Source organism: Mesorhizobium sp. B1-1-7 (genome assembly GCF_006442705.1).
GTDB lineage: Bacteria > Pseudomonadota > Alphaproteobacteria > Rhizobiales > Rhizobiaceae > Mesorhizobium > Mesorhizobium opportunistum.
Genome location: NZ_VFWQ01000002.1, coordinates 160,279 through 184,985 on the forward strand (window position 1 = coordinate 160,279; position 24,707 = coordinate 184,985).

Consider the following 24,707-nt stretch of genomic DNA (forward strand, 5'->3'; position numbering starts at 1 on the left):
GGCTTCTGTCGCAGCTTGCCGGGCGGGCACCGGTTTCCATCGGGGCACGCGGCACCTTTGGGCAAGGGGAAAATAGATGACCGAAGAGAACAGTCGGGCGATGGACGCCAAACGCTTCGCGGCACTGGCCGCGGCCTATGGCAGCGACTTGCGCCGATGGCCGCAAACCGAACGCGAGGCGGCGACCGCATTCGCTTCAAGCGAGGCGGGCCAGGCTATTTCGGGGCACGCCGGCAGGCTCGATGCCCTGCTCGACCGCTACAGCGTCCCGCACCCAGGCAAGGCACTGCACGACGCCATCCTGCGGACTGCCGGCCAACATCTCACCCGGCGTCGGCGCCAGCGGTTTTGGTGGGTGGGGATGGGACTTGCGGGCATCGGTCTTGCCGGCGCCGTCGCGGGGCTGGCCCTGGTGACCGTCGTCACGCCGGAGGTTCAGCCCGACCACTATGTACTCGATGCCAACGCGACGGCGTTCGGCGATGCCGGGCCCGACGACACGATCGAGGAAGACCTATGAGCACAGGCCGCAATTTCCTCATCGCGTCGGTGGTGCTGAATGTCTTCCTGGCCGGCGCGCTTGCCGGCGGAGCCGTCTGGATAAGAAGCGGCAAGCCGGCCCAGGGCTATTCGCTGGAAGCGGCCGGCGGCCGGCTTCCCGATCAGGAGCGCATGCTGTTCCGCAAGGCACTGCGTGAAGTCCGCCGCGAGTCGCGCGACATCATCCTCGACGGCCAGCAGGCGAGGCGCGAGGCGGCGGACCTGTTGCGGCAGCCCGTCCTCGACACCGCGGCTTTGTCGGCAGCACTGGAGCGCGCCCGCAATGCCGACATCACCGTGCGCACGCGGCTGGAGCAGCGCATCATCGAATTCGCGGCGGCAGGCTCCGCCGATGAGCGCAGCGTGCTGGCCGAAGGGCTGACAAGACGCGCCGGGCAGCAACCATCCGCCACGCCAAAAAAATCGCCGTAACGACCGACGGAAAATGCCGAAGCCGCCGTTTAACGAAGCGAAGGGCGGGATCTGCCGACCCCGCGTGGTGCGGGCAGATTCTCAACTTTGGGACCATTCGGAGTACGATCATGAACCAACTGAGAAAATACGCCATCACCGCCGCCCTTGCCGTGACCGGAACGGTCGCGACGGTTGCGGCATCCTCGGCAATGCCAATTGTGTCGCTTGCCCAGCCAGCCGCGCTGGTCGAGCACGTCGCCTGGGGTTGCGGACCCGGCTGGCATCCCAATCCCTGGGGTCGCTGCGTCCCCAATCGCGTGGTGGTCTACCCGCGCTATCGCTACTGGCATGGACCGGCCTACTACGGCTGGCATCCGCACCGCCACTGGCACCGCTGGCATCGCTGGTAGGAGCCTCGGGGCCGGCCAGCCGCGTCGGCCCCTAGTTGAACAGCATGAAACGGCTCGAACGGGCTCTCGCGCCTCGCGCGCGAACCCAAGCAATGGAGAGCTGACTTGGCTATCCCGGCCTCCAATTCCCCGCCAGATCCAGTCCCAGATCCAGTCCTCGTCGTGTTCAACCGTTTCGGGCTAGGGGCAAGGCCCGGCGACCGCGACAGGATTGCCGGCGACCCGCGCGGCTACCTGAAGGCGGAACTGCGGCAGCCCGACATCGCCATGATTTCACTTGACGATCCAGCCTATCCGAACCTGCCGGGCAGCACGTCAGCCATCCAGGCCAGCATGGCGGCAAATTTCCAGCGCAAGCTCGACCGCGAGCGTATGGCTGCCGCCGTGGGGCAACCGGCGACGGCGAACGCCCAAAACATGCCGGCCCAGAACATGCGCGCCCAGACCACGCCGGCTCCGATTATGCCTGCCCCACCCGTACCGCCTCCCGCAGCTCCGACCAAACCCGTACCGCCGGTCGAGGCCACGCTGTTTCGGGCCGAAGCACAGGCGCGCTTCGACAAGGCGCTGCGGGCGCAAGGCGGCTTTGTCGAACGCCTGGTCTATTTCTGGTCGAACCATTTCTGTGTCTCCGTGGCGAAAGACAACATCGTGCGGGCGAGCGCCGGTGCCTTCGAACGGGAAGCGATCAGGCCCTTCGTGCTCGGCCGCTTCGCCGACATGCTGATGGCGGTGGAGCGGCATCCGGCGATGCTGTTCTATCTCGACAACCAGCAATCGATCGGCCCGGACTCCCGTGCCGGCAAGAACCGAAAGCGCGGCCTCAACGAGAACCTCGCCCGTGAAACCCTGGAACTGCATACGCTCGGCGTCGGCAGCGGCTATACCCAAGCCGACGTCACCAGCTTCGCCCGCATCCTGACCGGCTGGACGATGGCCGGACGGGAAGGACGGCTGGGCGAACCCGGCAGTTCCGTCTTCAATGCCAATGCGCATGAGCCGGGCGACGCGGTGCTGCTCGGCAAGACCTATCCGGCCGGCGGCATGGGCCAGGCCGAGGCCGCGCTCGACGATATCGCCCGCCATCCGGCGACGGCACGGCACATCGCCACGAAGTTCGCCCGCCATTTCATATCGGACGACCCGCCAGCGGCGGCGGTCGCGCGCCTCGCCAAGGTTTTCGCCAAGAGCGACGGCAATCTCAGGGCGTTGGCGGCGGCGCTCATCGACATGCCGGAGGCCTGGTCGACGCCATTGGCCAAGATGCGCTCGCCAGTCGACTATGTCGCCGCCATCCGAAGAGCGGCCGGCCCGGGTCCGAACGATCCCGGCCAGTCGCTCGCCTGGCTCAACGCGCTGGGCGAGCCGCTCTGGCAGCCGCCGGGACCGAATGGGTTTTCCGACCTGACCGCCAGCTGGGCGTCGGCGGAAGGCATGAAGGTCCGCCTCGATATCGCCTGGCAGGCGGCCCGGCAGGCCAGAGATATCGGCAATCCCAGCGACATGCTCGACGCCGTCATCGGTCCCTCCGCGTCACCGGAGACGCGGCAAGCGGTGGCCCGCGCCGAGTCCAAGCAACAAGGCCTGGCGCTGCTCATGATGGCGTCGGAATTCCAGCGACGATAGCGCGAGCGAAGATCGTTTTGGTGCGGACAATTCCCATGGAGATGATGCCATGAGCCTGCTGTGTGAGGTCCCCAACCCTTCGCGCCGCGCCATGCTGATGACCGGCGGCGCGCTGTTTGCCTGGGCCTACCTGCCCCGCTTCGCGCGTGCCGCCGACAATCGCGACCCGCGCCTGATCGTCATCGTCCTGCGAGGCGCACTCGACGGCCTCTCGGCGGTCGGTCCTGTGGGCGATCCGGACTATGCCGGCCTGCACGGTGACATCGCCTTATCGCTCGCCGGCCCGCACGCGGCGCTGCCGCTCGACGGTTTCTTCGCGGTCAATCCGGCGATGCCGGTATTCGCCAGGCTGTTCAAGGACGGCCAGGCAGCGGTGGTGCATGCGGCAGCGACAGGCTATCGCGAGCGCTCGCATTTCGATGGCCAGGATGTGCTGGAAAGCGGCTTTGCTGGCCCCGGCCATGTCGCCACCGGCTGGCTCAACCGGGCGCTCGAGAGCCTGCCGGCGGGCGATCGTGTGGCGACGCTTGGCGGTCTGGCCGTCGGCCCGTCGACACCGTTGGTGATCCGCGGCGCAGCCCCTGTGCTCGGCTGGGCGCCGCAATCGCTGCCGGCGCCGGCCGGCGACCTCGCGGCACGGGTTCTCGATCTCTATCAGCATCGCGACCCGGTGCTGGCGGTGGCGCTGCGAAATGGGCTCGACACTGACAAGATGGCGCTCGACGACCAGATGGGAGCGAAGGCGATGAAGCCTAAAGGCGGCCTCGACAGCGCCGCCGGCATGCGGCAGGCGGCACAAGGCTCCGCCAGGCTGATCGCGGCCGATGACGGGCCGCGCGTCGCGGCACTGGCCTTCGACGGCTGGGACACGCATGTCAACGAGGGCGGCGCGACCGGCCGGCTCGCCACTTTGCTCGGTGGCCTCGACGGCGCCTTCGAGGAATTCGAAAAGGGCCTCGGCGAACGCTGGAAGGACACCGCGATCGTCGCCATCACCGAGTTCGGGCGCACGGCGCAGATCAACGGCACGGTCGGCACCGACCACGGCACCGGCACCGTGGTGCTGTTGGCCGGAGGCGCGATCAAGGGCGGCCGCGTCATCGCCGACTGGCCCGGATTGAAGCCGGCTCAGCTCTTCGAGCAACGCGACCTGGCGCCGACCAGCGACGTCAGGGCGGTGCTGAAGGGCCTGCTCGCCGACCAGTTCGGCCTTTCCGCCGCGATACTTGGCGACAAGGTGTTTCCGGAGTCCGCCGCGGTGAAGCCGATGCGGGATCTCATCGCCTGAAGCGGGTGCCGCTCCCGAAACCCTGCCACCCAGGATTAAGGTTAAATTCACTATACATTTGTTCTTCCCGCGCAAATATTCGAAGAGTTTCCCAAACCATGCTGAGGCATATCGATGGGAAAATCTGTGGTTCAGCTTCAACGACTTGTTCGGCTATTCTGCCACCCGCTGGCCCTGGTCCTGGTCAGCCTTGCCGGGATTTTCGCCGCCGGCCGGGCCGAGCATGAATGGCTGTCGGTACCGTTCTCGCTGGCGCTGGTGGCGGCCCTTGCCGGGCTTCTGTTGCTGGCTTGCGGGCGTCTTGCCTTCTCCGTCTATCTCGCCTGGATGAGCGTTGCCTTCATCACCGCGGTTTCGGCGATCAAATTCCGCATGAAGGGATTTTCGCTGCACTTCTACGACGCGGTCTTCGTGTCGAGGGATGCGGAAGTGTATCGCTTCCTGCTCGGCTCCTACCTCCATCTCATCGTGCCGGTCGTCATTGCGCTGGCGCTCGGCATCGCGGCGGCGATCGTGCTGTTCCGGTTCGACCGGAAAATTGGCTGGCCGGTATCGGTGCGCGTGCTGATCATGGCGGCGCTCGTCGTCCTGGTGCCGCTGACCTTTCCGGCCGAAGCCTCGAAGGACCGCTATTTCTACTATATGCAGGGCCGGCACATGTCGGCCTTCTTTGTCTCGCTGCTCGACCTGCGCAATCTGGTCGCCGAGCCGGCCTTCGAGAAGCGGCTGCAGGCGGTTGCGCCGCAAACGCCTTTCGCCGACACGGTCGACTGCGGCGACCGGGCTCATCTTCCCGATGTCTTTTTCGTGCTCAGCGAAAGCCAGTCCGATCCCGGCAACTTTCCGCAGGTCGGCAATGGTGCGGGATTCCTGCAGAGGTTCGCCCCCGGAGCCGGCACGCCACATCCAATGCAGGTCGAGACCTTTGGCGGCGGCACCTGGATCACCAATCTGTCGCTGATGACCGGCCTTTCAGCCACCGATTTCGGCTGGCGAAGCCCCTATTTGACGATCACGCTGCAGGACAAGGTTGCCGGCGCCTTGCCGGAAGTGCTGGCGCGCTGCGGCTATCGAACCGCCGTGATGACGCCGATGGACTTCACTTTCGTCAATGAAGGGCCGTTCCTGAAATCGATCGGTTTCGAAACCGTCCTCGACATCAAAGCCATCGCGGCGCCCTTCTATCACCTGCGCGACAACTTCTACTACCACGCGGCCGAGGCGTTCATCGCCCGCCACCGCAAGGAGGACGGGCGGCCGCTGTTCCTCGAAATCCAGACCATGTTTCCGCACTCGCCCTATGAGGGGCGACTGGAGCCCGAGCTGAAGGTTGCCGGAGAACCTTTCTCGGACGATGTCCAGGTCAGCGAATATCTGCGCCGGATGGCGGTGGCGCGCGGCGATTTCCAGGACTTCCTCGCCGGCCGCGAGGCGGATGTCGGGGAGCGTGGCGCCGTGGTGCTCGAATTCGGCGATCACCAGTCGTCGGCGACCAAGCCGTTCGTCGACGCGATCGCTGGCGGCGACGCACTGGCCAGGCCGGATTCGATTGCCTACCGCACCTTCTACACGCTCACCACCTTCAACCATCCGCTCAAGCATCCGATGCCCGGGATGGCACCGCTCGATGTCGGCTTCCTCGGCGCCAGCCTGCTCGATGCCGCCGGCCTGCCGATGTCGCCCGTCATGGCCGATCTGGTGCGCCTGCGCGACCATTGCGGCGGCAGCTTCCATAGCTGCAGCGATCGGGCGGCGGTGGATGCGCATCTGCGGCGGCGCGTCGATTCAGGCCTGCTGCACCTTTTCCCGCAGGCCGCGCCACTGCATGCGCTTGTGCCGCTCCAATCCGCTGAAGCTCGCTAGACCGTCTTCGGCGCAGCGTCGAGCGTGCCGCCTTGATCAGGCGGCCTCGACCTTGGCGACCGGCTCTCCCTGCACAAGCCTGGTGACGCCGGCGAAGTCGAGCTTGCCGGAACCGAGCACCGGCACTTTCGGGACGATGCGTACTTCGGCGGGCACCATCAGATCCATGGCACCGTTCGCCTTGGCGAAGGCCAGGAGATCCGCGCGTGTGGCGCCGGGAGCCTCGGTGATCAGGATCAGCTTTTCGCCTTTGCGCGCATCCGCCACAGCCGCAACGGCCGATAGCGAACCTTTCCACAATTCACCCGCCAGCGCCTCGACGGCGGCCAGCGAGATCATCTCGCCGCCGATCTTGGCGAAGCGCTTGGCGCGGCCGCGAATGGTGATGAACCCCTCGTCCACCGAGACGACGTCGCCAGTGTCATGCCAGCCATCCGGCAGCGGTTCGAGCACGCCCGGCTTCTCGGCGCGCAAATAGCCCGCCATCACGTTGGGGCCGCGCACATGCAGCCGTCCGCCATCGTCGACACCCGGCACCGGATCGAGACGATACTCCATGCCGGGCATGATTTTGCCGACGCTGCCGGAACGGTTGTACATCGGCGTGTTGATGGAGATCACCGGCGCGGTCTCGGTGACGCCATAACCTTCCAGGATACGCACGCCGAACTTTTCCATATAGGTCATGCGGGTCGACGGCTTGACGGGTTCCGCGCCGGCAAAGCAATAACGTATCGAGCGGAAGTCGTAGGGGTGCGCCGAGCGCGCATAGCCGCTGAGGAACGTATCGGTGCCGAAGATGATCGTTGCGTTGGATGCATAAATCAGCTCCGGCACGATGCGGTAGTGCAGCGGCGATGGGTAGAAAAAGACCGGCACACCCGAAATCAGCGGCAGCACCGTGCCGGCCGTCAAGCCGAAGGAATGGAAGATCGGCAAGACGTTGAACACCTTGTCGCCCGAGTGGAAGTCGATCCGCGAGGCCGCCTGCGCGGCATTGGCCAGGATGTTGCGGTGGGTGAGCACGACGCCCTTCGGCGTACCCTCCGAGCCTGAGGTGAACAGGATCACCGCCGGGTCGGTGGCCTTGCGGGCGACCCGCGGCGTGCTCTTGCGCAACAGGCCAAGCAGCTTGTCCTTGAGGCCGATGGTTGCGCGCAGGTCGTCGAGCCAGACGATGTCGACAGACCGGCCCATCTCCTCGACCACCGCGCCAAGCTTGGCCTGTTCGACAAAGGCACGCGAGGTCAGCACGGTGCGCACATCGGCCGCCTTGCAGGCGGAGAGGATGTTGGCGGCACCGGCGGTGAAGTTGATCATCGCCGGCACCTTGCCGGCCGACATGACGCCAAGCAGTGTGGCGCACGAGCCGTTGGCGTTGGGCAGCATGATGCCGAGCGTCTGCTGGTCGGCATAAAGGGTCTCGAATTTCTCGCCAAGCACGGCGGCGGCCGTAAGCAGCTTGCCATAGCTCAGCGAGCCGGTGACCGGATCCTGCACGGCGAGCCGTTTCATGCCGCGTTCATTCGCGGTCAGGATGACCTTTTCCAGCACCGTCTTGTCGATATCCTGGGTGCGGAAGACGAGATCCGACATGACCTGATAGAGGGCAGCGCCCGCCGCGGCACGCCGCTGGCGGCCCCTCAGCTCCGGCGCCACTTCCAGCTTGACCGGTTCCAGTATGGTCACCTTGACCTTCGGGAACAGGCGGCGGCGCACATGTTGCGACGTCAGCCGGGAGAACGGGCTTTTCTCCAGCCCGTCGATGCGGATCGGCACGACCATCGAGCCGGTCTTGTCCGCCACCATGGCGGCGCCGTCATAGACCTTCATCAGCCCGCCGGTGACGGTGATGCGGCCTTCGGGGAAGATGACCAGCGGATCACCGCCTTGCACGATCTTGATCAGCGTGCGGGTCGACATCGGCTTGGCCGGGTTGAGCGGCAAGGCGCGGGCGAGCTTCATGAACGGCTTCATCCACCAGGCCTGGGCAATGGTGTAGTCGATGGCGAAGACCGGCTCCTCGTCGGTCAGCGTCAGCGCCAGCGGACCGTCGAGGAAGCTGACATGGTTGAGTGCCAGGATCGGTGCCTTGCCGGCCGCCTTGAGGTTTTCCATGCCCTCTATCTCCAGGCGCAGGAAGGCGCGGAACAGGATGGAGACGAAGTCGCGGAAGGCGTTGGTCGGCAGATATTTCAGCATCAGCCAGGCGGCGACGGCGTTAGCCGCGGCGAGGCCGAAGAGGATGCCGCCGGTGGAGACTTTCGTCTGGATCAGGGCGACAACGATACCGCCCACCGTCATGAAGCCGGCATTGACGATGCTCACGGCTGCGACGACGCGGGCGCGGCGGGCTTCGGGCGACCAGGCCTGCACGGCGGCGAAGGTCGGCACCACCAGGAAGGCGCTGGCGATGGCCATGCCGGCAAGGTCGATCGCGACGCGGATCGTGTTCGGACCGGCGAAGAATGCGCTGAGGGTTTCCGCCTTGGGCGAAGGCTGCATGCTCCAGATGGTCCAGGCCAAATGCAGGCCGAACAGCGCCAGCAGCGCCGTGCCGACAGGAGCGGGCAAGAGCACGATGCGCCCCTGCGACATCCATGCGGCAATGGCCGAGCCGATGGCGATCGAGACAGCGAAGACAGCGAGATAGGCGGTGACGGCGATTTCGTTGCCGCCGAGCGAATCCTTGATCAAGGTCGGCAGGATCGAAAGCACGATGGCGCCGATCAGCCAGAACCACGACGTCATCAGTCCGGCGCGCCAGATCCGCTTGTCGGTGCGCAGTTCCGAGACCTGACGCCAGGTCGAGCGGAAGATGTTCTTGTCGATGACGAGATCGGGCGCAGCCGAACCCGTGGCCGGAATGTAGCGGCTGACGAACCAGCAACCGACGGCCAAGGCCATCATGATCGGTCCGAACACCATGACGCCAATGCCATCGGCCGAGACGACGCCGCCGGCAATCGTGCCGCCGAGGATGGCGGCAAACGTGGCCGACTCGATCCAGGCGTTGGCCTTGGGCAGTTCCTTGCGCTCGAGATGGTCGGGCAGGATGCCGTATTTGATCGGCCCGAACAGCGCCGAGATGATGCCGAACATCAGCAGCGCCGTCATCAGCACCGGGATGGACGACAGCGCGATGCCGGCGACGGAGACTCCCGCCGCCGCGATCTCGGCGAATTTCAGCCGGCGCGCGATCAACGCCTTGTCGAAGCGATCGGCGATCTCGCCGCCAAGCGCTGACAACAACAGGAAGGGGGCCATGAAGACGGCCCCGGCGAGCGTGACCAGCGAAGCCGCCTGATCGGCGGCCAGCGTGAAAAGGATCAGGAACACCAATGTGTTCTTGAGGAAATTGTCGTTGAAAGCGGACAGGAACTGCGTCCAGAACAGAGGCGCAAAGCGCCGGGACAACATCAGATGCGTGTTCATGGCGATTTCCATTTGGCGGAACCCTGCGACGCTGTGCCGGTGGGCCCCGCGGGTTGCAGGCGCTGTTTCGATCCCAGTGATAGTCGTGAGCGGGTTAACTTCCTAACTGCGCTTGATGCTCATCAAATGAACATCGTTCAGAATCGCACTCTACCACGCCCTGAACATTGTTCAAGCAGAAAAATGAACAGCGTTCACCGCCATTGAAAACGGAAGCGGCGGCCGGTGGGTCTGTCAGGAATCAGGGCGTGCCAGTTGCCGGATCTGGCCCCATTGTCGCCACCGTCTTCAGCGCGCCGTCGAGCATGTCGCCCTTTTCGTCCTTCAGCGCCACCTCGCGCAGGCGGCGGATCCAGTCGGCGGCATCGTGCCGGCCCTTGAGCAGGTCGAGCGCCGACAGCACGCGGTCGAATTTCGACTGGGCGCGGACGTGGGTGTCGCTGTAGCCCTTGATCAGCCGGCGGCAATTGAGGATCTCGACGGCCAGCGCATAGTCGGCCGGTATATGACTGAGCGCCAATGCGTACCAGCGTTCCAGATGGGCAAGTTCCACCTGGTGGCGCAGCAGGCGACGGCGCCAGCGGCGCAGGCCGCCGATGAACCACAGTGCCGCAAAGCCGGCAAAGCTGTCGGTGCGGATGCGGCGGCCGCGGTTGATGCGGCGGTCGAGAAAGGCGGCAAGCTTCGGCCGGTTCTCGATATAGCTGCCCAGCCCCGCCGGCAGCGTGCCGCAGAACTCCTCGATGCGCGGATGGAAATATTCGGTCACCTGCAGGATCGAGCCGGCCTTGACGCCGACCTCGCGGCGCACACGTTTGTCGCGCGTCGAGCGCGTCTTCAGATCGGCGACGCGGATCATGTCGTCGTAGCACATTGCGTTGGCGAGATGCTTTGCCGCCGCGATCGACAAAGCATGGCCATGTCCGGCGCCGTCCAGCGCGATGGCCTTGTCCAGCCGGTCGAGATATTCGCGCCCGTAGGCGATGTCCTGGTAGTCGACCACCTTTTTCAGGCCCCGGACCGCCATGTCGCGCATGGCGACTGGCATCAGGTCAATGCGGGCGGCCAAGGCCTGCCAGCCCTGCAGCAGGCTTTGCGGACCACTGACGCGCCCTGCACCCAGGGCGGATTCGACAATCGCCGGCTCCGACGGCTTTGGCGCAGGCGCCGCCGCGCCACGCGCGCGGTCAAACGCGGCGCCAAAAGCGGCAAGGCTGGCTTTCACGCCCCGGCCACCGGCGCCGATCGCCTGCTCGTAACTTTTCTTCGTGAACGGCAGGGCATCGGACCCCGCCAAAGCACCAAGCAGGCTGGCCGAGATCATCGAGCCGTTGTCGGCGGCGATCTTCTCCATGTCGAAGGCGATGAAGCGCTTCGATGCCGCCTCCGCCGTGGCGTGCACCTTGGACGACGAGGCCCGGCCGTCGCCCGGCTCGATCTTTTCCGACACGGCGGCGATGCGGTGCGAGGAGGCGATCAGCGTGGTGCGCTCTGGCGTGACGAAGCCACGGATGATGGCGCGGCCGGCCTCCATCAATTCGGCGGCAATCAATATGTCGACATCGCCTTGCGACGGCGACAGCGCGAAGATCGGAAGCCGGCCGGTGTCACGCGCCATTTCGACATAGTAGATGGTGGCGCCGGTGCGCTGGGCGACGCCGGCGACCGAGGTTGATTGCGCGACGTAGCCATTGCGCTCGGCAACGTCGGTGATCCAGTCGGCGAGCACGCCGCCGCCCTGGCCGCCGACCGCGAGCACGGCGAGCTTGATGACGCGCTCGTCATCCTGGGCGTCCGGGCGGGCGCGGAATGGCGGCACGGCGTCAAGCATCGGCGAAGGTCAGCCGCCGGCTTTCGCGGCGGCGCTGCAACAGGCCGATGGTGGCGCGGCGGCTGGCTTCGAGGAAGCGATCCCAACGGCTCGGATTGTGCACGACATCGGCACGGTAGAAGGACGGGCACAGCACCGCCGCATCGGCGACCTCGCCGCAATTGCCGCAGCCGACACAGTTCTGGTCGATCGATGCCACCGGATCGTCGCGCAGCGGGTCATCGAGCGATTTCACCGACAGCGACGGGCAGCCGGAGAGCCGCATGCAGGCATGGTCGCCGGTGCAGATGTCCTCGTCGACGCCGAACTTCGGTTTGATCACCCGCTCGCCGCCCTTGATCGCCTTGTCGACCAGCGGCTTTTCACGGCGCTGACGGTTCAGCATGCATTCGGACGAGGCGACGATGACCTTCGGCCCCTTCTCCTCCGTCGTCAGCGCCTCGCGCAACGTGTCCTGCATCTTGCCGACATCATAGGTGCGGTCGACATGGCGCAGCCATTTGACGCCCATGCCCTTCACCGCCTCGGTGATCGGATGTTTCGTCGACTTGGTCTTGTTGCCGGCGCGCGACGACAGGATGTCCTGGCCGCCGGTGGCTGCCGAATAGAAATTATCGACGATGACGATGACGCCGTCGTTCTTGTTGAACACCGCATTACCGATCGAGGAGGTCAGGCCGTTGTGCCAGAAGCCGCCATCGCCGACGAAGGAGATGGAGCGGCGCTTTGCGTCGGGCGAATTGAACGCCGACGCCGAGGCCGGCCCCAGCCCATAGCCCATGGTGGTGGCGCCCAATTCGAAAGGCGGCATGATCGAGAACAAATGGCAGCCGATGTCGGAAGCGATGTGGTGCTTGCCCAGCTCCTGCTCGACCAGTTTTGTCGCGGCGAAGATCGGCCGCTCCGGGCAACCGATGCAGAAGCCCGGCGGACGGCCCGGCACGACGTTGATGAGGTCGGCGGTGTCAACGCCGTCGCCGACCTTGTTGGGCGCGCGGACTTCGCCGGGTAGAAGATGCGGTGCCTCGGCGCGCAGGAAGGTGCCGATGCCGTCGAGCATGACCTGGCCAGTGTACTCGCCGGCCATCGGCAGATGTTCCTTGCCGACCAGCCTGGTGCCACGCCCGGCCTTGTGCAGCATGGCGGCAAAGGCCTGTTCGATAAAATTAGGCTGGCCTTCCTCGACGACCAGCACCGCTTGCTTGCCCTCGCAGAACGACAGGAACTCGTCGTCGATCAGCGGATAGACGGCGTTGAGCACGTAGAGCGGCACGTCGGTGTCGCCGTAAGTGTCGGCAAGGCCGAGCCGCTGCAGCGCGCGGATGACCGAATTGTACATGCCGCCCTGCATGACGATGCCGACCGAGCCGTGATCCGACCCGAAGAACTCGTTGATCTTGTTCTTGGCGATGAAATCCACCGCCGCCGGCCAGCGTTTTTGCACCTTCTCCTTTTCATGCAGGAAGGAGGCGGGCGGCAGCACGATGCGGCCGGTGTCGCGGCGCGGTGCTTCCAGCGCATCGGCCACCGTCATCGGCGGCCGCTTGTTGTCCTTGGCGATGAAATGGCCGTGGACATGGCAGCAGCGGATGCGGACCTGCAGCATGACCGGCGTGTTGGAGATTTCGGACAGCTCGAAACCGTCCTCCACCGCCTTGACGATCGACGGCAGGTTCGGACGCGGGTCGAGCAGCCAGACCTGGCTCTTCATGGCGAAGGCATGGCTGCGCTCCTGCATGATCGAGGAGCCCTCGCCATAATCCTCGCCGACGATGATCAGCGCGCCGCCGGTGACGCCGCCGGAGGCGAGATTGGCCAGCGCGTCTGAGGCGACATTGGTGCCGACGGTCGACTTGAAGGTCGCGGCGCCACGGATAGGATAATGCACCGAGGCCGCGAGCATGGCGGTGGCGGTGGCTTCGGAGGCGCTGGCCTCGAAATGCACGCCGAGCTCACCCAGAATGTCTTGCGCGTCGGCCAGCACATCCATCAGATGGCTGATCGGCGCGCCCTGATAGCCGCCGACATAGCCGACGCCGCATTGCAGCAGCGCCTTGGTGATGGCGAGGATGCCCTCGCCGGCGAATTCCTCGCCGGCGCCGAGCCTGAGCTTTTCAACTTCCTTGGCAAAAGACCGTTCGGCCATCTCTGCCTCCTTCCGTTGCCGCCGAAATTGGCGGCGTCCATCTAAAGTCCTTGTTCATGCATGTCGTTTCCCCAAAATCGGATCCACTTTTGGGCGACATGCATCAGATGTCGTGCTTACGAATGTTCTTCAGCATCTTCTGCAGCGTGGCGATGAGGGCTGCATATTCGGCATCGTCGACATCGTCGAACATCGCCTCGAACGCGTCATGCATGGCCGGCCAGGCGCGGGCGAACTCGGCGCGGCCATCGTCGGTCAGGAACACATGGCGGATGCGGCTGTCGGTGACGCCTTGCTCGCGCCGCACAAGGCCCTGGCTCTCCAGCGTGTCGAGCGTGCGGCTCAAGGTCGACTGCTCGATCACCGTATAGACCGAAAGATCATTGACGGTGATGCCGTCGGTGACGGACAGCACGGCGAGCGTGCGGACCTGCGGAATGGTCAGGCCCTGCTTGCGGAAATCGTCGCGCAAGGTGGCGTTGTAGCGGCCCATGATGCGGTTCATCAGGTAGGGCGCGAATTGCTGCAGGCCGATTTGCCCGAGGGTCGAGATGCGCTGGCGCTTTTCGGCGACCTTCTGTTCCATCACATCCTCCCCGCCAGGAGAAAGCCGGAACCGCCGCCGAGGCCCGCGCCCGGATGGGTCGAGGCGCCGATATGGTAGAGGTTCTTGATGCCGGTCTGATGGTTGCGGCTGGTCTTGAACGGCCGCCACAGGAAGGACTGATCGAGGGCCGACGAACCGCCATAGGGATCGCCGCCGACCAGGTTGATGTTCATCGCTTCAAGATCGGCCGGCGAATAGGCGCGGCGCGCGATGATGCTGTCCTTGAAGCCATCGATGTGGCTGGCGAGGATCGCTTCGGCACGGTCGGCATAGGCCTCGCGCAACGCGTCGGTCCATTGCCCGTCGGCCGGGGCCTGCAGTTTGCCTGCGGCGTCGCCCTTGATAAAGCGAGGCGCCTCTGGCAGTTGCAGCCACAGGATCGCCTTGCCCTCCGGGCAGCGCGACGGATCGAGCGCATGCGGCTGGCCGACGCAGATGGTCGGCACCTCCGGCAGCATGCCGCGCGCCGCCTCGTTGCAGGCCTTCGATACGCCGTCCAGTCCAGGCGTCAGATGCAGCAGCGCCACCTTGTCCAAGCCATTGCCCCGCCATGCCGGCGGCTTGTCGAGGGCGTAGTGGATCTGGAAATTGCCCTTGCCGTAGCGATATTTCTGCGTCGCCTCAATATCGACCTTGGGCGCCTCCGCGCCGAGCAGCCGGCCGTAGAGTTGCGTCGGCGTCACCGAGCAGATGACGCTCTTGCTGGCGTGGACCGTTTCGCCCGAGGCCAGCCGCACGCCGGTGGCGCGGCCGCCAGCCAGGATGATGGAGGCAACGTCGGCTTCGGTGGAGATGACGCCACCGCGTTCGGTGATCAACGCCTCGAAGGCCGAAAGCAGGTTCTTCGCCCCGCCCTTGACGATCGGCGCGCCGGCCGCTTCCAGCGCGAAGGCGATCACCTTGGCGATCTGGCCGGAGAACGCATCTTCAGGCCCGAGCCCGGCATGCAGCACCCAGGGCGCCCACAGCGCGCGGATGGTCTCGGACTGGTAGGTGCTTTCCAGCCAGCCGCGCGCCGGCACCAAAGCTTCGCCGAGAAAGGCGCCAAGGCCACGCGGACCGCGCCGCCAGGCATCGCCGGCCAGCAGCTTCGCCGTCGGGTAGGACCACAGGCTGCCGCCGAGCAGGCCGAACAAAAGGCCGGCATTGCGCTCGATGCCGCCGACATCGTCGGCGTGGCGGTCGCCGTCACCAGCCGCGATCGCGTTGAGCGCGGCAACGTTGGCGGCGCGGTCGGTGCCGAGCACGGCATGGCTGCCGTCTGGCCGCAGCACGCCGGTCGGCGTGCCGGTGCTGCAGAATTCCAGGCCGTGCCGGGCGAGATCGGCGCCCAATGCCGCAAAGGCCGGCGAGGTGATGAACAGCACGAAGGTCGTCGCCATCACATCGTGGACGAAGCCCGGCGCGGTGATCTCCTCGGTGCGCATGCAGCCGCCGATGCGGTCGTTGCGCTCGAGCACCAGCACCTTCGCGCCCTTGCCGCCCAGCATCGCCGCGCAGACCAGCGCGTTGATGCCGCTGCCGACGATGATGTGATCGGGGGCTTTCATCGGGGGTTTCCTGTGGGCGGACACTGCAGTTCAATCGCGTGGGATTGCGCTCTACGGCGCCCCCCTCTGTCCTGCCGGACATCTCCCCCTCTTGGGGGGAGATTGGCAGCTTCGGCGCTCTGCTCATTCTTGCAGCGTCGTAGATTCGCGAAAACGATCGTGGTGAAGGCCAATCTCCCCCCTTGAGGGGGAGATGTCCGGCAGGACAGAGGGGGGCGCCGTAGAGTGGCGGCGTTGCAAGCCTGCCACCCCTCACCTGTCACCAACGCATCGCCTTCACTCATGATCTTCTCCCGAAGACCCACCTCGCCCTATTTTCCCGACACCAGCGCCAGGGCGCGGATCGGGCTGCCGGTGCCGTGCTCGATTTTCAGCGGCGCGGCGATCAGGATGGCGCCTTTCGGCGGCAACTGGTCGAGATTGCAAAGGCTGGCCAGCCCGTAGCGGTTGGCCTTGTGCATCAGCGTATGCGCCGGGAATGGCGGTTCCATGCCGCCGGCCTTGCCGGCATCGGTGCCGATCGTCTCCGAGCCCCAGCCCTTGATGTTCTTGCCGATCAGGAACTGGATGGCTTCGGCCGTCGGGCCGGGCGTGTGCGGGCCGGTCTCGTTGGCGTTGAGGAACTCGGCTTCAGAGCCGTTGCGCTTGTACCAGTCGGTGCGCATCACCACCCATTCGCCGGCATTGATCGCGCCGTGCTCGGCTTCCCATGCCTTGATGTGGTCGACGGTGAGCAGGAAATCATGGTCGGCGGCGGCTTCCTTCGAGCAGTCGATGACATTGACCGGGCCGACGAAGTTCTGTGCCGGAATGGTGTCGGTAGCGCCGTCCGGATAGTCCTTGCCGCTGATCCAATGCTGCGGCGCATCGAAATGCGTACCCGAATGCTCGCCGAGCTTCAGCCAGTTCCATGCCCACCACGGGCCGTTCTTGTCATAGCGGGAGATGTTGTGGATTTCGATCTTCGGGGTGTCGACGGCAAGCTCCGGCGGCAGCTTGATCAGCGGCGTATCCGGCCCGAGCGGCGCCGACAGGTCGACCACCCTGATGGCGCCTGAAAGCAACTGGCCGGCGACCTCGCCGAGGAGTTTTTGGGTGTCCATGGTCTCTGTTCCCTCTTTTCGATGATGATCAAGGCTCGTCTCGGCCCTTAATATCCTACTAGACGAAAACATATGCATCTGCAATTATCTTTAAGCATAAAGGAAATGGGAACGGGGCGTGAGCGAGTTCGACGCCATCTTTGTCGGGGCGGGCCACAACAGTCTGGCATGCGCCGCGCATCTGGCGCTCAAAGGTTGGAAAACCGGGATTTTCGAGTGCAGCGCAGCAATCGGCGGCGCCGTCCAGACGCGCGAATATACTCTTCCCGGCTTCCGCCACGACTTCGGCGCGATGAATCTCAGCCTGTTTGCCGGCTCCGCCTTCCATCGGAAATATGCAAATGAATTGAAAGCCCAGGGGCTGGAGTTCGCGCCGGTCGCCGACTGTTTCGCCAGCGCCTTTCCCGACGGGCGCTGGTTCGGCGTCAGCAACGACCTGGAGAAGACAGCGAGCCGCATGGCCGCCTTCTCGGCCGCCGATGCCGCGACATGGCGCAGGCTGGTTGCCGCCTTCCCGGCCGAGGCCGAGCATCTTTTCCGGCTGCTGGGCTCGCCGATGAGCGCCCGCGCACTGACCGGCACGGCGTGGACCCTGTGGCGCAAGAAGGGCATTGCCGGCGCGCTCGACACTGGCCGGCTGCTGTTGTCCTCACCCCGCGCCTGGCTTGAGGAAAACTTCGAGTCGCCGCATGTGCGGGCGACGCTCGCCACCTGGGGCATGCATCTCGACTTCGCGCCGGACATCGCCGGCGGCGCCGTCTTTCCCTATCTGGAATCGATGGCCAACCAGAGCTTCGGCATGGTGCTCGGCAAGGGCGGCGCCGACACCATCATCCGGGCGCTCTCGGGCATGGTCACCTCCGCCGGGGGCAGGATCGTGACCGGCGCCGAGGTGGCGGAAATCACGGTTTCCGCCGGCAAGGCAACGGGCGTGCGGCTCGCTTCGGGTAAAACGCATACAGCCACCAAGGCGGTCATCGCCGGCGTCGCGCCCAAGGCGCTGACCGGCAAGCTGCTGCCGAACGGTTCGGGCGATGCCGGCTTCGACACGGCGATGCAGAAATTCCGCCATGCGCCGGGCACGATGATGATCCACCTGGCGCTCGACGACTTGCCGGATTGGCGCGCGGGAGCGAAGTTGCGGCAATTCGCCTATGTGCATCTGTCGCCGTCGCTCGACACCATGTCGCGCACGTACCAGCAGGCGATGGCAGGCACGCTGCCGGACGAACCTGTGCTGGTCGTCGGCCAGCCGACGGCGGTCGATCCGTCACGCGCGCCTCAGGGCAAGCATGTGCTGTGGGTGCAGGTGCGCATGCTGCCCGCCGAAATCCTGGGCGATGCCGCCGGCAAGATCGCGCCCGCGCATTGGGACCAGGTCAAGGATGTCTACGCCGAGCGCGTGCTCGATATCATCGAGACCTACGCGCCCGGCCTGCGGAGCAAAATCCTCGGCCGGGCGGTGTTTTCACCCATCGACCTCGAACGCGAGAACCCGAACCTCGTCGGCGGTGACCAGGTCTGCGGCAGCCATCATCTGGCGCAGAACTTTTTGTTCCGCCCGGCACGGGGCTATGCCGGCTGGAACACGCCGGTCGCCAATTTGCATCTCACCGGGGCCGCGACATGGCCGGGCGCGGGCACCGGTGCGGCCTCGGGCTTCATGCTCGCGCAACAGCTTGGCGGGAGGTAGGCCCGAAGATTTTATGGAGGCGACGAGAGGCAAGGCGCTGCTGCCCACGAAGCCTGAGACAATGAACCGACACCGCCGCGCAACGACAATAACCAACAAGGGGAACGACCATGACAATCAACAGACGCGAATTGCTCGGATACAGTGCCGCGGCACTCGGGGTGGCCGCCGTCGGCCTGCCACAGATCGCCAAGGCTGCCGCCGGCGAACTGACCATCGCCTATAATGTCAACTTGCCGTCCTGGGATCCGACCACCGGACCCTCGGCGGTCAACCCGACGATCCAGGGCCTCTACCAGTCGGTGTTCGACCAGTTCATCCCGCAGAAGCCGGACCTGTCCTTCGCGCCGGGCCTGCTCACCGAATGGGGCTGGAACGACGACCGCACCAAGGTGATGATGACGGTGCGCGAAGGCGTCAAATGGCATGACGGCTCGCCCTTCACGCCCGAGGACGTGGTGTGGTCGCTGCAGCGGGCGGGCGACGAAAAGACCGGCAACCCGATCCAGTTCGTCTGGAAGAACGTCAACAACTTCAAGATCGACGGCAACAAGATCACCGGCGATGTCGTGCAGTTCGACCCGGTCTATTTCAAATGGATGTCGTTCCTGACCGGCTACATCCTGCCCAAGGCCTATTACGAGAAGGTAGGCGCCGAAGGTTTCGAGAAAGCGCCGATCGGCACCGGCCCCTACATGGTCGAGAAGTTCGAGCGCAATGCCTTCCTGCGGCTGAAGGCCAACCCGACCTACTGGGGCGGCAAGCCGGCCTTCGAGAATGTGACGATCAAGTTCGTCGCCGATGCGGCGAGCCGCGTCGCCGAGATCGAGTCCGGCTCCTCGCAGGTGACGCTCGAAATCCCCTATGAGGAGTATGACCGGCTGATCGCCAAGGACGGACTTGCCGGCTCGTGCAAGCCGGTTTCCGACATCGGCATGATCTTCTTCAACGACATTGAAGCGATGCTGGACAAGAATGTCCGCCAAGCCGCCGTCATGGCGGTGGACAAGGAGCTTCTGGTCAAGCGGCTACTGCGAGGCTATGGCCAGCCGATCGCTACGCTGGAGACACCGGAGTACACGGCCTTCGACGCCTCAATCAAGGTCGAGCACAATCCGGAAAAGGCCAAGGAATTGCTGGCAGCCTCGGGCTATTCGCCCGAGAAGCCGGTCAAGTTCACCATCCAGACGACCAAGGGCTTCAAGCCCAAGGACTATGAGATGATCCAGGCGATCGTCGGCATGTGGCGCAAGGTCGGCATCGAGGCGACGATCGAGGTCTACGAAATCGCCAAGCACTATGAATTGCGTGCCGCCGACAAGCTGGCGCCAGCCGCCTTCTACAATTGGGGCAATGCCATCGGCGACCCAACCACTTCGACCGGCTTTGCCATGTATGGCCCGAGCCCGCATTCCGTGTGGGACAGCCAGGACCTGATCGACATGATCAACCCGCTGTGGGGCGAGAAGGACGAAGCCAAGCGCATTGCCGGCTGGAAGGCGGTCGACAAATACATCGCCGAGCAGGCCTATGTGCTGCCGCTGATGCAGTACGCGCAGCCGATCGTGCATGCCAAGGGCGTCAACGTGGTCCAGCATGTGTCCGGCGCCCTTTTGCCGGCGTTGATGACCCCGGCCTGAGACAAGCTAGGAGGCATGCCGTCGCAAAGACGGCGTGCCTCTCCAACTTACGCAGGCCCCCTCATCCGGCCCTTCGGGCCACCTTCTCCCCGCCGGGAAGAAGGAACGGGCGCAGCCATCCGTGACCTCTTCTCCCCTCGGGAAAAGGTGGCCGCGAAGCGGCCGGATGAGGGGGCCGTTCGTTCCATCAGTCGCTTATACGCACTGGGCTTACGCCGGCATGCTCCTGCAACGTTTCCTGATCCGTCTTTTGACGATGCTGATCACGCTGTTCGGCGTGGCCGTCGTCGTGTTCGTCGTGATCCGCGTCGCGCCCGGCGATCCGATCGCGATGATGCTGCCGCCCGGCGCGACCGATGCCGACATTGCCCGGCTGCGGGCGCTCTATGGGCTCGACAAGACGATCGTGCAGCAATTCTTCATCTGGCTGTCCGGCGTGGCCCGGGGCGATTTCGGCACCTCGATTTCGCTCAGGCAAGATGTGCTCGGCCTTGTCTTCAACCGGCTGCCGGCGACGCTGGAACTCGCCATCGTCGCGCTCGTCATGGCGGTGGCGCTCGGCGGCACGACGGCGGTCCTCGGCGCTCGTGAACGCGGCACCGCGGTCGAGGCCGGCATCGACATCGCCAGCGGGGCGGCACTCTCCATTCCCGACTTCCTGTGGGGCCTGGTGCTGATCCTTTTGTTCGGCGTGCTGGTGCCGATCTTCGACATTTCCGGCCGCGTGTCGCCGCAACTCGACCTGCCCTTCGTCACCCAGTTCTATCTGTTCGAGAGCATTTTACGCCTGCGCTTCGACCTGACCTGGGACCTGCTGAAGCACATGCTGATGCCGGCTGTGGCGCTGGCGCTGCCGCTGGCCGCGATCATCTCGCAACTGCTGAAGCAGTCGCTGAAGGAAGTGCTCGACCTCGACTATGTCGTGCTGGCGCGGGTGAAGGGGTTTTCGGAAACGCAGGTCATTCTGCGCGAGGCGCTGAAGAACGCCGCTTTGCCGACGCTGACACTGGTCGGCGTGCAGTTCACCTTTCTGATCGGCGGCACGGTCATCGTCGAACGGCTGTTTTCCTATGAGGGCCTCGGCAACATGGCAATCGATGCCGTCATCAACCGCGACCTCCCGCTGATCCAGGGCATCGTGCTGGTCTTCGCGCTGCTCTTCGTGCTGATCAACCTTACCGTCGACATGATGTATGCACTGCTCAATCCGAGGCTGCGCCATGGATAACGCGCGCACCTCACGACGCGGGCTAAGTCCCAGGCTGTGGCTGGCCGGCGGCTGGCTGCTGCTGGCGCTTCTAGCGGCGATCTTGGCACCACTGGTCGCACCGCAGGATCCGCTGGCGCAGGATTTGATGCTGGAACGGCTGCCGCCGTTCTGGATCGATGGAGCCGAACCCGGCTATTGGCTGGGCACCGACAGCCTCGGCCGCGATCTGTTGTCTCGGCTTATCTTCGGCGGACGCATCGCCTTTATCGTCGCCTTTGCCGCGGCCATCGCCGCCTGCCTGGTCGGCTCGACGCTCGGACTGATCGCCGGCTATTTCGGCGGCTGGGCCGACCGCATCATCTCGCGCATCGTCGATGTCTGGATGGCGTTCCCGCCGGTGCTGTTCGCCATCCTGCTGGTTGCCGTGCTCGGCACCGGCCTCAGCTCGGTCATCATCGCCATTGCCGTCATCGACTGGACGCGCTTCTGCCGGGTGATCCGGGCCGAGACGATGGGCCAGTCGCGCATGGACTATGTCGAGAATGCCCGCATCGCCGGCTATGGCCGCATCGGCATCATGCTGCGCGAAGTGCTGCCCAATGTGGTGCCGTCGATCGTCGCCCTGCTGTCGCTGGAAATGGGCATCGCCGTCATCGTCGAGGCGATCCTGTCCTTCGTCAATCTGTCGATCTCGACCGACGATCCGACCTGGGGCGGCATCATCGCCGAAGGCCGGCTGTCGATCCATCAGGCCTGGTGGGTGCTGGTGTTCCCGCTGGTCACGCTGATCCTCACCGTGCTGTCGTTCAGCCAGTTCGGCGAAGCGCTGAAGACGCGTTTCGATCCGGTGCTGCGATGAGCGCCTGTCTCGACATCGCCAATCTGAGCGCCTTGCTGCCGAACGGCCAACGCGTGCTGCGCTCGGTTTCACTCTCGGTACAGCCCGGCGAGGTGCGTGCGCTGGTTGGCGAGAGCGGCGCCGGCAAGACGATGATCGGCAAGGCGGTGCTCGGCGCATTGCCGTCGAGCGTGCGCATCGTCGAAGGCGACATGCGGCTCGAGGGCGAGGACCTAGGCAAGCTTCAGCCCAAGGCACGGCGCACGCTGATCGGCGCACGCACGGCTCTGATCCCGCAGGATCCATTGACCGCACTCAACCCGTCACGCCGCATCGGCTCGCAGATGACCGACCGGCTGGTACGCATTCTCGGCTGGAGCGCAGAGAAGGCCGATACTCGAATTCGGCAGTTGCTGGACGAGGTGCAGATCCGCGACCCCGACCGCGTGCTGAGAAGCTATCCGCACGAGCTTTCCGGCGGCATGCGCCAGCGCGTGCTGATCGCCGCCGCCTTCGCCGCCGAGCCAAGGCTGATCGTTGCCGACGAGCCGACGACGGCGCTCGACGTCACCGTGCAGAAGCAGATCCTGCGGTTGATCGCGCAATTGCAGCGCGAACACGGCACGGCGATCCTGTTCGTTACTCATGACCTCGGCGTCGTCGCCAAGATCAGCCAGAAAGTGTCGGTGCTTTATGCCGGCAAGGTGGTGGAAGAGGCCGACACAGCTGCTCTGTTCGCCGCGCCGCAGCATCCCTACACACGGGCGCTGATGGCTGCCACGCCGCGCTACACGGACCCGCTCGCCTCGCTGAAACCGGTGGACGAGACGGTGCTGGCCGGGCTCGCCGCCGAGATCACTGCTGCCGACCAAGCGTGGAGGCGGCCGCATGGCTGAGCCGCTGTTTTGCGTGCGCGGGCTGAAGGTCGCGTTGCCCGACATGACGCGCAAGCCGCTGATCGGCCGCGCACCCCTAGCCCAGATTCTGAAGGGTCTCGACTTCGACCTGCCGAGGGGATCGGTGACCGGCATCGTCGGCGAATCCGGTTCCGGCAAATCGACGCTCGGCCGTGCTTTGGTGCGGCTCTCGGAACCCAGCGCCGGCAGCATCCGCTTCGACGGCCGCGATATCACGCATCTGCCGGAGACGGAGCTGCGGCCGTTGCGCCGCGACCTGCAGATGATCTTCCAGGATCCGATGTCGTCGCTCAACCCGCGCCGCACCATCGCCAGCATCATCGCCGCGCCGCTCAAGCAGAACGGCCTTGGCGACAACCTCAAGAGCCGCGTCGCCGAAGCTTTGCAGCGGGTCGGCCTGCCGCAGAGCTTCGCCAGCCGCTACCGCCACGAACTGTCTGGCGGCCAGCGCCAGCGCGTCGGCATTGCCCGCGCACTGGCGCTGTCGCCGAAATTCGTGCTGGCCGACGAGATCGTCTCCGGTCTCGACGTCTCGACGCAGGCGCAGATCCTCACTCTGCTGGAAAAGCTGGCGGCGGAGATGGGGCTGACGGTCGCCTTCATCAGTCACGATCTGTCCGTCATCCGGCGGCTGTGCCGGCAAGTGATCGTCATGCGCGAAGGAGTGATTGTCGAGGCGAGCGCCACCGACGCGCTGTTCGACAAGCCGCGGCAGGCCTACACGCGCGACCTCATCGCAGCCATTCCGCTGCCCGAGATCGATGCGGGCTGGCTGGACATTCCTTCCGCCGCCAAGGCGCCGACATGAATGCATACGCACGCCGAAGAGCGGGTCCGGACGTGCGGCCACAAAGACCCAAGTCCCGTCAAATGGAGAGGACCGACATGAAGACCACAATCACAATTGCAACGCTCGCCGCCGCGATGCTCGGCAGCGCCGGCATGGCCACCGCCAGCTCGATTCCGGGCATGCGCGGCCACGACCACACGGGCATCACCGTTCCCGACATGAAGCAAGCGGTCGACTTCTTCACCGAAGTGGTCGGCTGCAAGAAGGCGATGTCGTTCGGCCCGTTCGCCGACGACAAGGGCACCTTCATGCAGGATCTCCTGGGTGTCGATCCCAAGGCTGTCATCGAGCAGGTCACCATGGTCCGCTGCGGCTATGGATCGAACATCGAGCTGTTCAAATACACCGCGCCCGACCAGAAGGACCTGACGCCGAAGAACAGCGACATTGGCGGCTTCCACATCGCCTTCTATGTCGACGATGTCGCCGCCGCCAAAGCCTATCTCGATGGCAAGGGCGTCAAGACACGCCTGGGACCTTTGCCGGTCAAGGAAGGGCCCGCCGCCGGCCAGACCATCCTCTACTTCCAGGCGCCCTGGGGACTGCAACTGGAAGCGATCAGCTATCCCACGGGGATGGCCTATGAGAAGGGTGCCGAGACGGTTCTGTGGAGCCCGAAGAACCCGGAAAAGTGACCTCTGGCGGTGCGCTTGCGGAGCGACACGCAAGCGCGCCGCCCCGATGGTAGCCAATGATTTCGGCATAAAACTTTAAGCTTGAAATATCTGGCTTCCGGCGCGATACTT

The 24,707-nt window shown here is 65.1% G+C and carries 19 protein-coding genes; 13 read left to right on the forward strand and 6 right to left on the reverse strand.

Annotation, left to right across the window (positions count from 1 at the left end):
* The first annotated feature begins 76 nt into the window (after positions 1-76).
* The 6 genes from FJ978_RS03355 (at position 77) to FJ978_RS03380 (ending at position 6,141) form a co-directional block, all read left to right on the forward strand.
* Entirely contained in the window at positions 77-520 is a 444-nt protein-coding gene (locus FJ978_RS03355) for a hypothetical protein (RefSeq protein ID WP_013891329.1), read from the forward strand.
* Positions 517-972 carry a periplasmic heavy metal sensor gene (locus FJ978_RS03360; RefSeq protein ID WP_013891330.1) on the forward strand — a complete coding sequence of 152 codons (456 nt, stop codon included), beginning with the start codon at positions 517-519 and terminating at the stop codon, positions 970-972. The genes FJ978_RS03355 and FJ978_RS03360 overlap by 4 nt, the downstream gene beginning before the upstream one ends.
* A 110-nt stretch (positions 973-1,082) precedes the next feature.
* Entirely contained in the window at positions 1,083-1,364 is a 282-nt protein-coding gene (locus FJ978_RS03365) for a hypothetical protein (protein WP_013891331.1), read from the forward strand.
* A gap of 105 nt (positions 1,365-1,469) precedes the next feature.
* On the forward strand, positions 1,470-2,990 hold the full coding sequence (locus FJ978_RS03370) for a DUF1800 family protein (RefSeq protein ID WP_013891332.1): 1,521 nt from the start codon (positions 1,470-1,472) through the stop codon (positions 2,988-2,990).
* Positions 2,991-3,039: 49 nt separating this feature from the next.
* Complete coding sequence (locus FJ978_RS03375; protein ID WP_013891333.1) at positions 3,040-4,278, forward strand: DUF1501 domain-containing protein; 1,239 nt, start codon at positions 3,040-3,042, stop codon at positions 4,276-4,278.
* A gap of 126 nt (positions 4,279-4,404) precedes the next feature.
* Positions 4,405-6,141: a sulfatase-like hydrolase/transferase gene (locus FJ978_RS03380; protein ID WP_246678037.1), complete on the forward strand. Its 1,737-nt coding sequence runs from the start codon at positions 4,405-4,407 to the stop codon at positions 6,139-6,141.
* Between the two features lie 36 nt (positions 6,142-6,177).
* Here the strand turns inward: FJ978_RS03380 and FJ978_RS03385 are convergent, their stop codons facing one another.
* The 6 genes from FJ978_RS03385 to FJ978_RS03415 all read right to left on the reverse strand — a co-directional run bounded on the left by FJ978_RS03385 (position 6,178) and on the right by FJ978_RS03415 (position 16,813).
* Positions 6,178-9,576 carry an acyl-[ACP]--phospholipid O-acyltransferase gene (locus FJ978_RS03385; protein ID WP_140570217.1) on the reverse strand — a complete coding sequence of 1,133 codons (3,399 nt, stop codon included), beginning with the start codon at positions 9,574-9,576 and terminating at the stop codon, positions 6,178-6,180.
* A 241-nt stretch (positions 9,577-9,817) separates the two neighbouring features.
* Positions 9,818-11,407, reverse strand: coding sequence for an indolepyruvate oxidoreductase subunit beta family protein (locus FJ978_RS03390; RefSeq protein WP_140570220.1), 1,590 nt, complete (start codon positions 11,405-11,407; stop codon positions 9,818-9,820).
* Positions 11,400-13,553, reverse strand: coding sequence for an indolepyruvate ferredoxin oxidoreductase subunit alpha (locus FJ978_RS03395; RefSeq protein WP_140570223.1), 2,154 nt, complete (start codon positions 13,551-13,553; stop codon positions 11,400-11,402). The genes FJ978_RS03390 and FJ978_RS03395 overlap by 8 nt, the downstream gene beginning before the upstream one ends.
* A 103-nt stretch (positions 13,554-13,656) precedes the next feature.
* A complete protein-coding gene (locus FJ978_RS03400; RefSeq protein ID WP_140570227.1) occupies positions 13,657-14,139 on the reverse strand; it encodes a MarR family transcriptional regulator in 483 nt (160 codons plus the stop codon).
* Positions 14,139-15,710, reverse strand: a complete 1,572-nt coding sequence (locus FJ978_RS03405; protein ID WP_140570230.1) for an NAD(P)/FAD-dependent oxidoreductase — start codon at positions 15,708-15,710, stop codon at positions 14,139-14,141. The genes FJ978_RS03400 and FJ978_RS03405 overlap by 1 nt, the downstream gene beginning before the upstream one ends.
* Positions 15,711-16,021: 311 nt before the next feature.
* A complete protein-coding gene (locus FJ978_RS03415) occupies positions 16,022-16,813 on the reverse strand; it encodes a cyclase family protein (RefSeq protein WP_140570233.1) in 792 nt (263 codons plus the stop codon).
* A 118-nt stretch (positions 16,814-16,931) separates the two neighbouring features.
* Between FJ978_RS03415 and FJ978_RS03420 the strand changes: the two genes are divergently transcribed.
* The 7 genes from FJ978_RS03420 (at position 16,932) to FJ978_RS03450 (ending at position 24,596) form a co-directional block, all read left to right on the forward strand.
* A complete protein-coding gene (locus FJ978_RS03420; protein ID WP_140570236.1) occupies positions 16,932-18,506 on the forward strand; it encodes an NAD(P)/FAD-dependent oxidoreductase in 1,575 nt (524 codons plus the stop codon).
* Between the two features lie 110 nt (positions 18,507-18,616).
* Positions 18,617-20,146: an ABC transporter substrate-binding protein gene (locus FJ978_RS03425; RefSeq protein WP_140570239.1), complete on the forward strand. Its 1,530-nt coding sequence runs from the start codon at positions 18,617-18,619 to the stop codon at positions 20,144-20,146.
* 220 nt (positions 20,147-20,366) lie between these two features.
* Positions 20,367-21,374, forward strand: coding sequence for an ABC transporter permease (locus FJ978_RS03430; RefSeq protein WP_140570243.1), 1,008 nt, complete (start codon positions 20,367-20,369; stop codon positions 21,372-21,374).
* Positions 21,367-22,215: an ABC transporter permease gene (locus tag FJ978_RS03435; RefSeq protein ID WP_140570247.1), complete on the forward strand. Its 849-nt coding sequence runs from the start codon at positions 21,367-21,369 to the stop codon at positions 22,213-22,215. Before FJ978_RS03430 ends, FJ978_RS03435 begins: the two co-directional genes overlap by 8 nt.
* Positions 22,212-23,090 carry an ABC transporter ATP-binding protein gene (locus FJ978_RS03440; protein WP_140570251.1) on the forward strand — a complete coding sequence of 293 codons (879 nt, stop codon included), beginning with the start codon at positions 22,212-22,214 and terminating at the stop codon, positions 23,088-23,090. Before FJ978_RS03435 ends, FJ978_RS03440 begins: the two co-directional genes overlap by 4 nt.
* Positions 23,083-23,919 (forward strand): ATP-binding cassette domain-containing protein, encoded by an 837-nt coding sequence (locus FJ978_RS03445; RefSeq protein WP_140570254.1) that lies wholly within the window; start codon positions 23,083-23,085, stop codon positions 23,917-23,919. The genes FJ978_RS03440 and FJ978_RS03445 overlap by 8 nt, the downstream gene beginning before the upstream one ends.
* A gap of 77 nt (positions 23,920-23,996) precedes the next feature.
* Complete coding sequence (locus FJ978_RS03450) at positions 23,997-24,596, forward strand: VOC family protein (RefSeq protein WP_140570258.1); 600 nt, start codon at positions 23,997-23,999, stop codon at positions 24,594-24,596.
* The last annotated feature ends 111 nt before the right edge of the window (positions 24,597-24,707 follow it).

What these genes read in the sequence shown, in the direction of transcription:
- FJ978_RS03445 (WP_140570254.1), top strand. Translation starts at nt 23,083, where the DNA reads ATGGCTGAGCCGCTGTTTTGCGTGCGCGGGCTGAAGGTCGCGTTGCCC.
- FJ978_RS03375 (WP_013891333.1), top strand. Translation starts at nt 3,040, where the DNA reads ATGAGCCTGCTGTGTGAGGTCCCCAACCCTTCGCGCCGCGCCATGCTG.
- FJ978_RS03360 (WP_013891330.1), top strand. Translation starts at nt 517, where the DNA reads ATGAGCACAGGCCGCAATTTCCTCATCGCGTCGGTGGTGCTGAATGTC.
- FJ978_RS03425 (WP_140570239.1), top strand. Translation starts at nt 18,617, where the DNA reads ATGACAATCAACAGACGCGAATTGCTCGGATACAGTGCCGCGGCACTC.
- FJ978_RS03450 (WP_140570258.1), top strand. Translation starts at nt 23,997, where the DNA reads ATGAAGACCACAATCACAATTGCAACGCTCGCCGCCGCGATGCTCGGC.
- FJ978_RS03390 (WP_140570220.1), bottom strand. Translation starts at nt 11,407, where the DNA reads ATGCTTGACGCCGTGCCGCCATTCCGCGCCCGCCCGGACGCCCAGGAT.
- FJ978_RS03435 (WP_140570247.1), top strand. Translation starts at nt 21,367, where the DNA reads ATGGATAACGCGCGCACCTCACGACGCGGGCTAAGTCCCAGGCTGTGG.
- FJ978_RS03365 (WP_013891331.1), top strand. Translation starts at nt 1,083, where the DNA reads ATGAACCAACTGAGAAAATACGCCATCACCGCCGCCCTTGCCGTGACC.
- FJ978_RS03355 (WP_013891329.1), top strand. Translation starts at nt 77, where the DNA reads ATGACCGAAGAGAACAGTCGGGCGATGGACGCCAAACGCTTCGCGGCA.
- FJ978_RS03395 (WP_140570223.1), bottom strand. Translation starts at nt 13,553, where the DNA reads ATGGCCGAACGGTCTTTTGCCAAGGAAGTTGAAAAGCTCAGGCTCGGC.
- FJ978_RS03400 (WP_140570227.1), bottom strand. Translation starts at nt 14,139, where the DNA reads ATGGAACAGAAGGTCGCCGAAAAGCGCCAGCGCATCTCGACCCTCGGG.
- FJ978_RS03405 (WP_140570230.1), bottom strand. Translation starts at nt 15,710, where the DNA reads ATGAAAGCCCCCGATCACATCATCGTCGGCAGCGGCATCAACGCGCTG.
- FJ978_RS03385 (WP_140570217.1), bottom strand. Translation starts at nt 9,576, where the DNA reads ATGAACACGCATCTGATGTTGTCCCGGCGCTTTGCGCCTCTGTTCTGG.
- FJ978_RS03440 (WP_140570251.1), top strand. Translation starts at nt 22,212, where the DNA reads ATGAGCGCCTGTCTCGACATCGCCAATCTGAGCGCCTTGCTGCCGAAC.
- FJ978_RS03430 (WP_140570243.1), top strand. Translation starts at nt 20,367, where the DNA reads ATGCTCCTGCAACGTTTCCTGATCCGTCTTTTGACGATGCTGATCACG.
- FJ978_RS03415 (WP_140570233.1), bottom strand. Translation starts at nt 16,813, where the DNA reads ATGGACACCCAAAAACTCCTCGGCGAGGTCGCCGGCCAGTTGCTTTCA.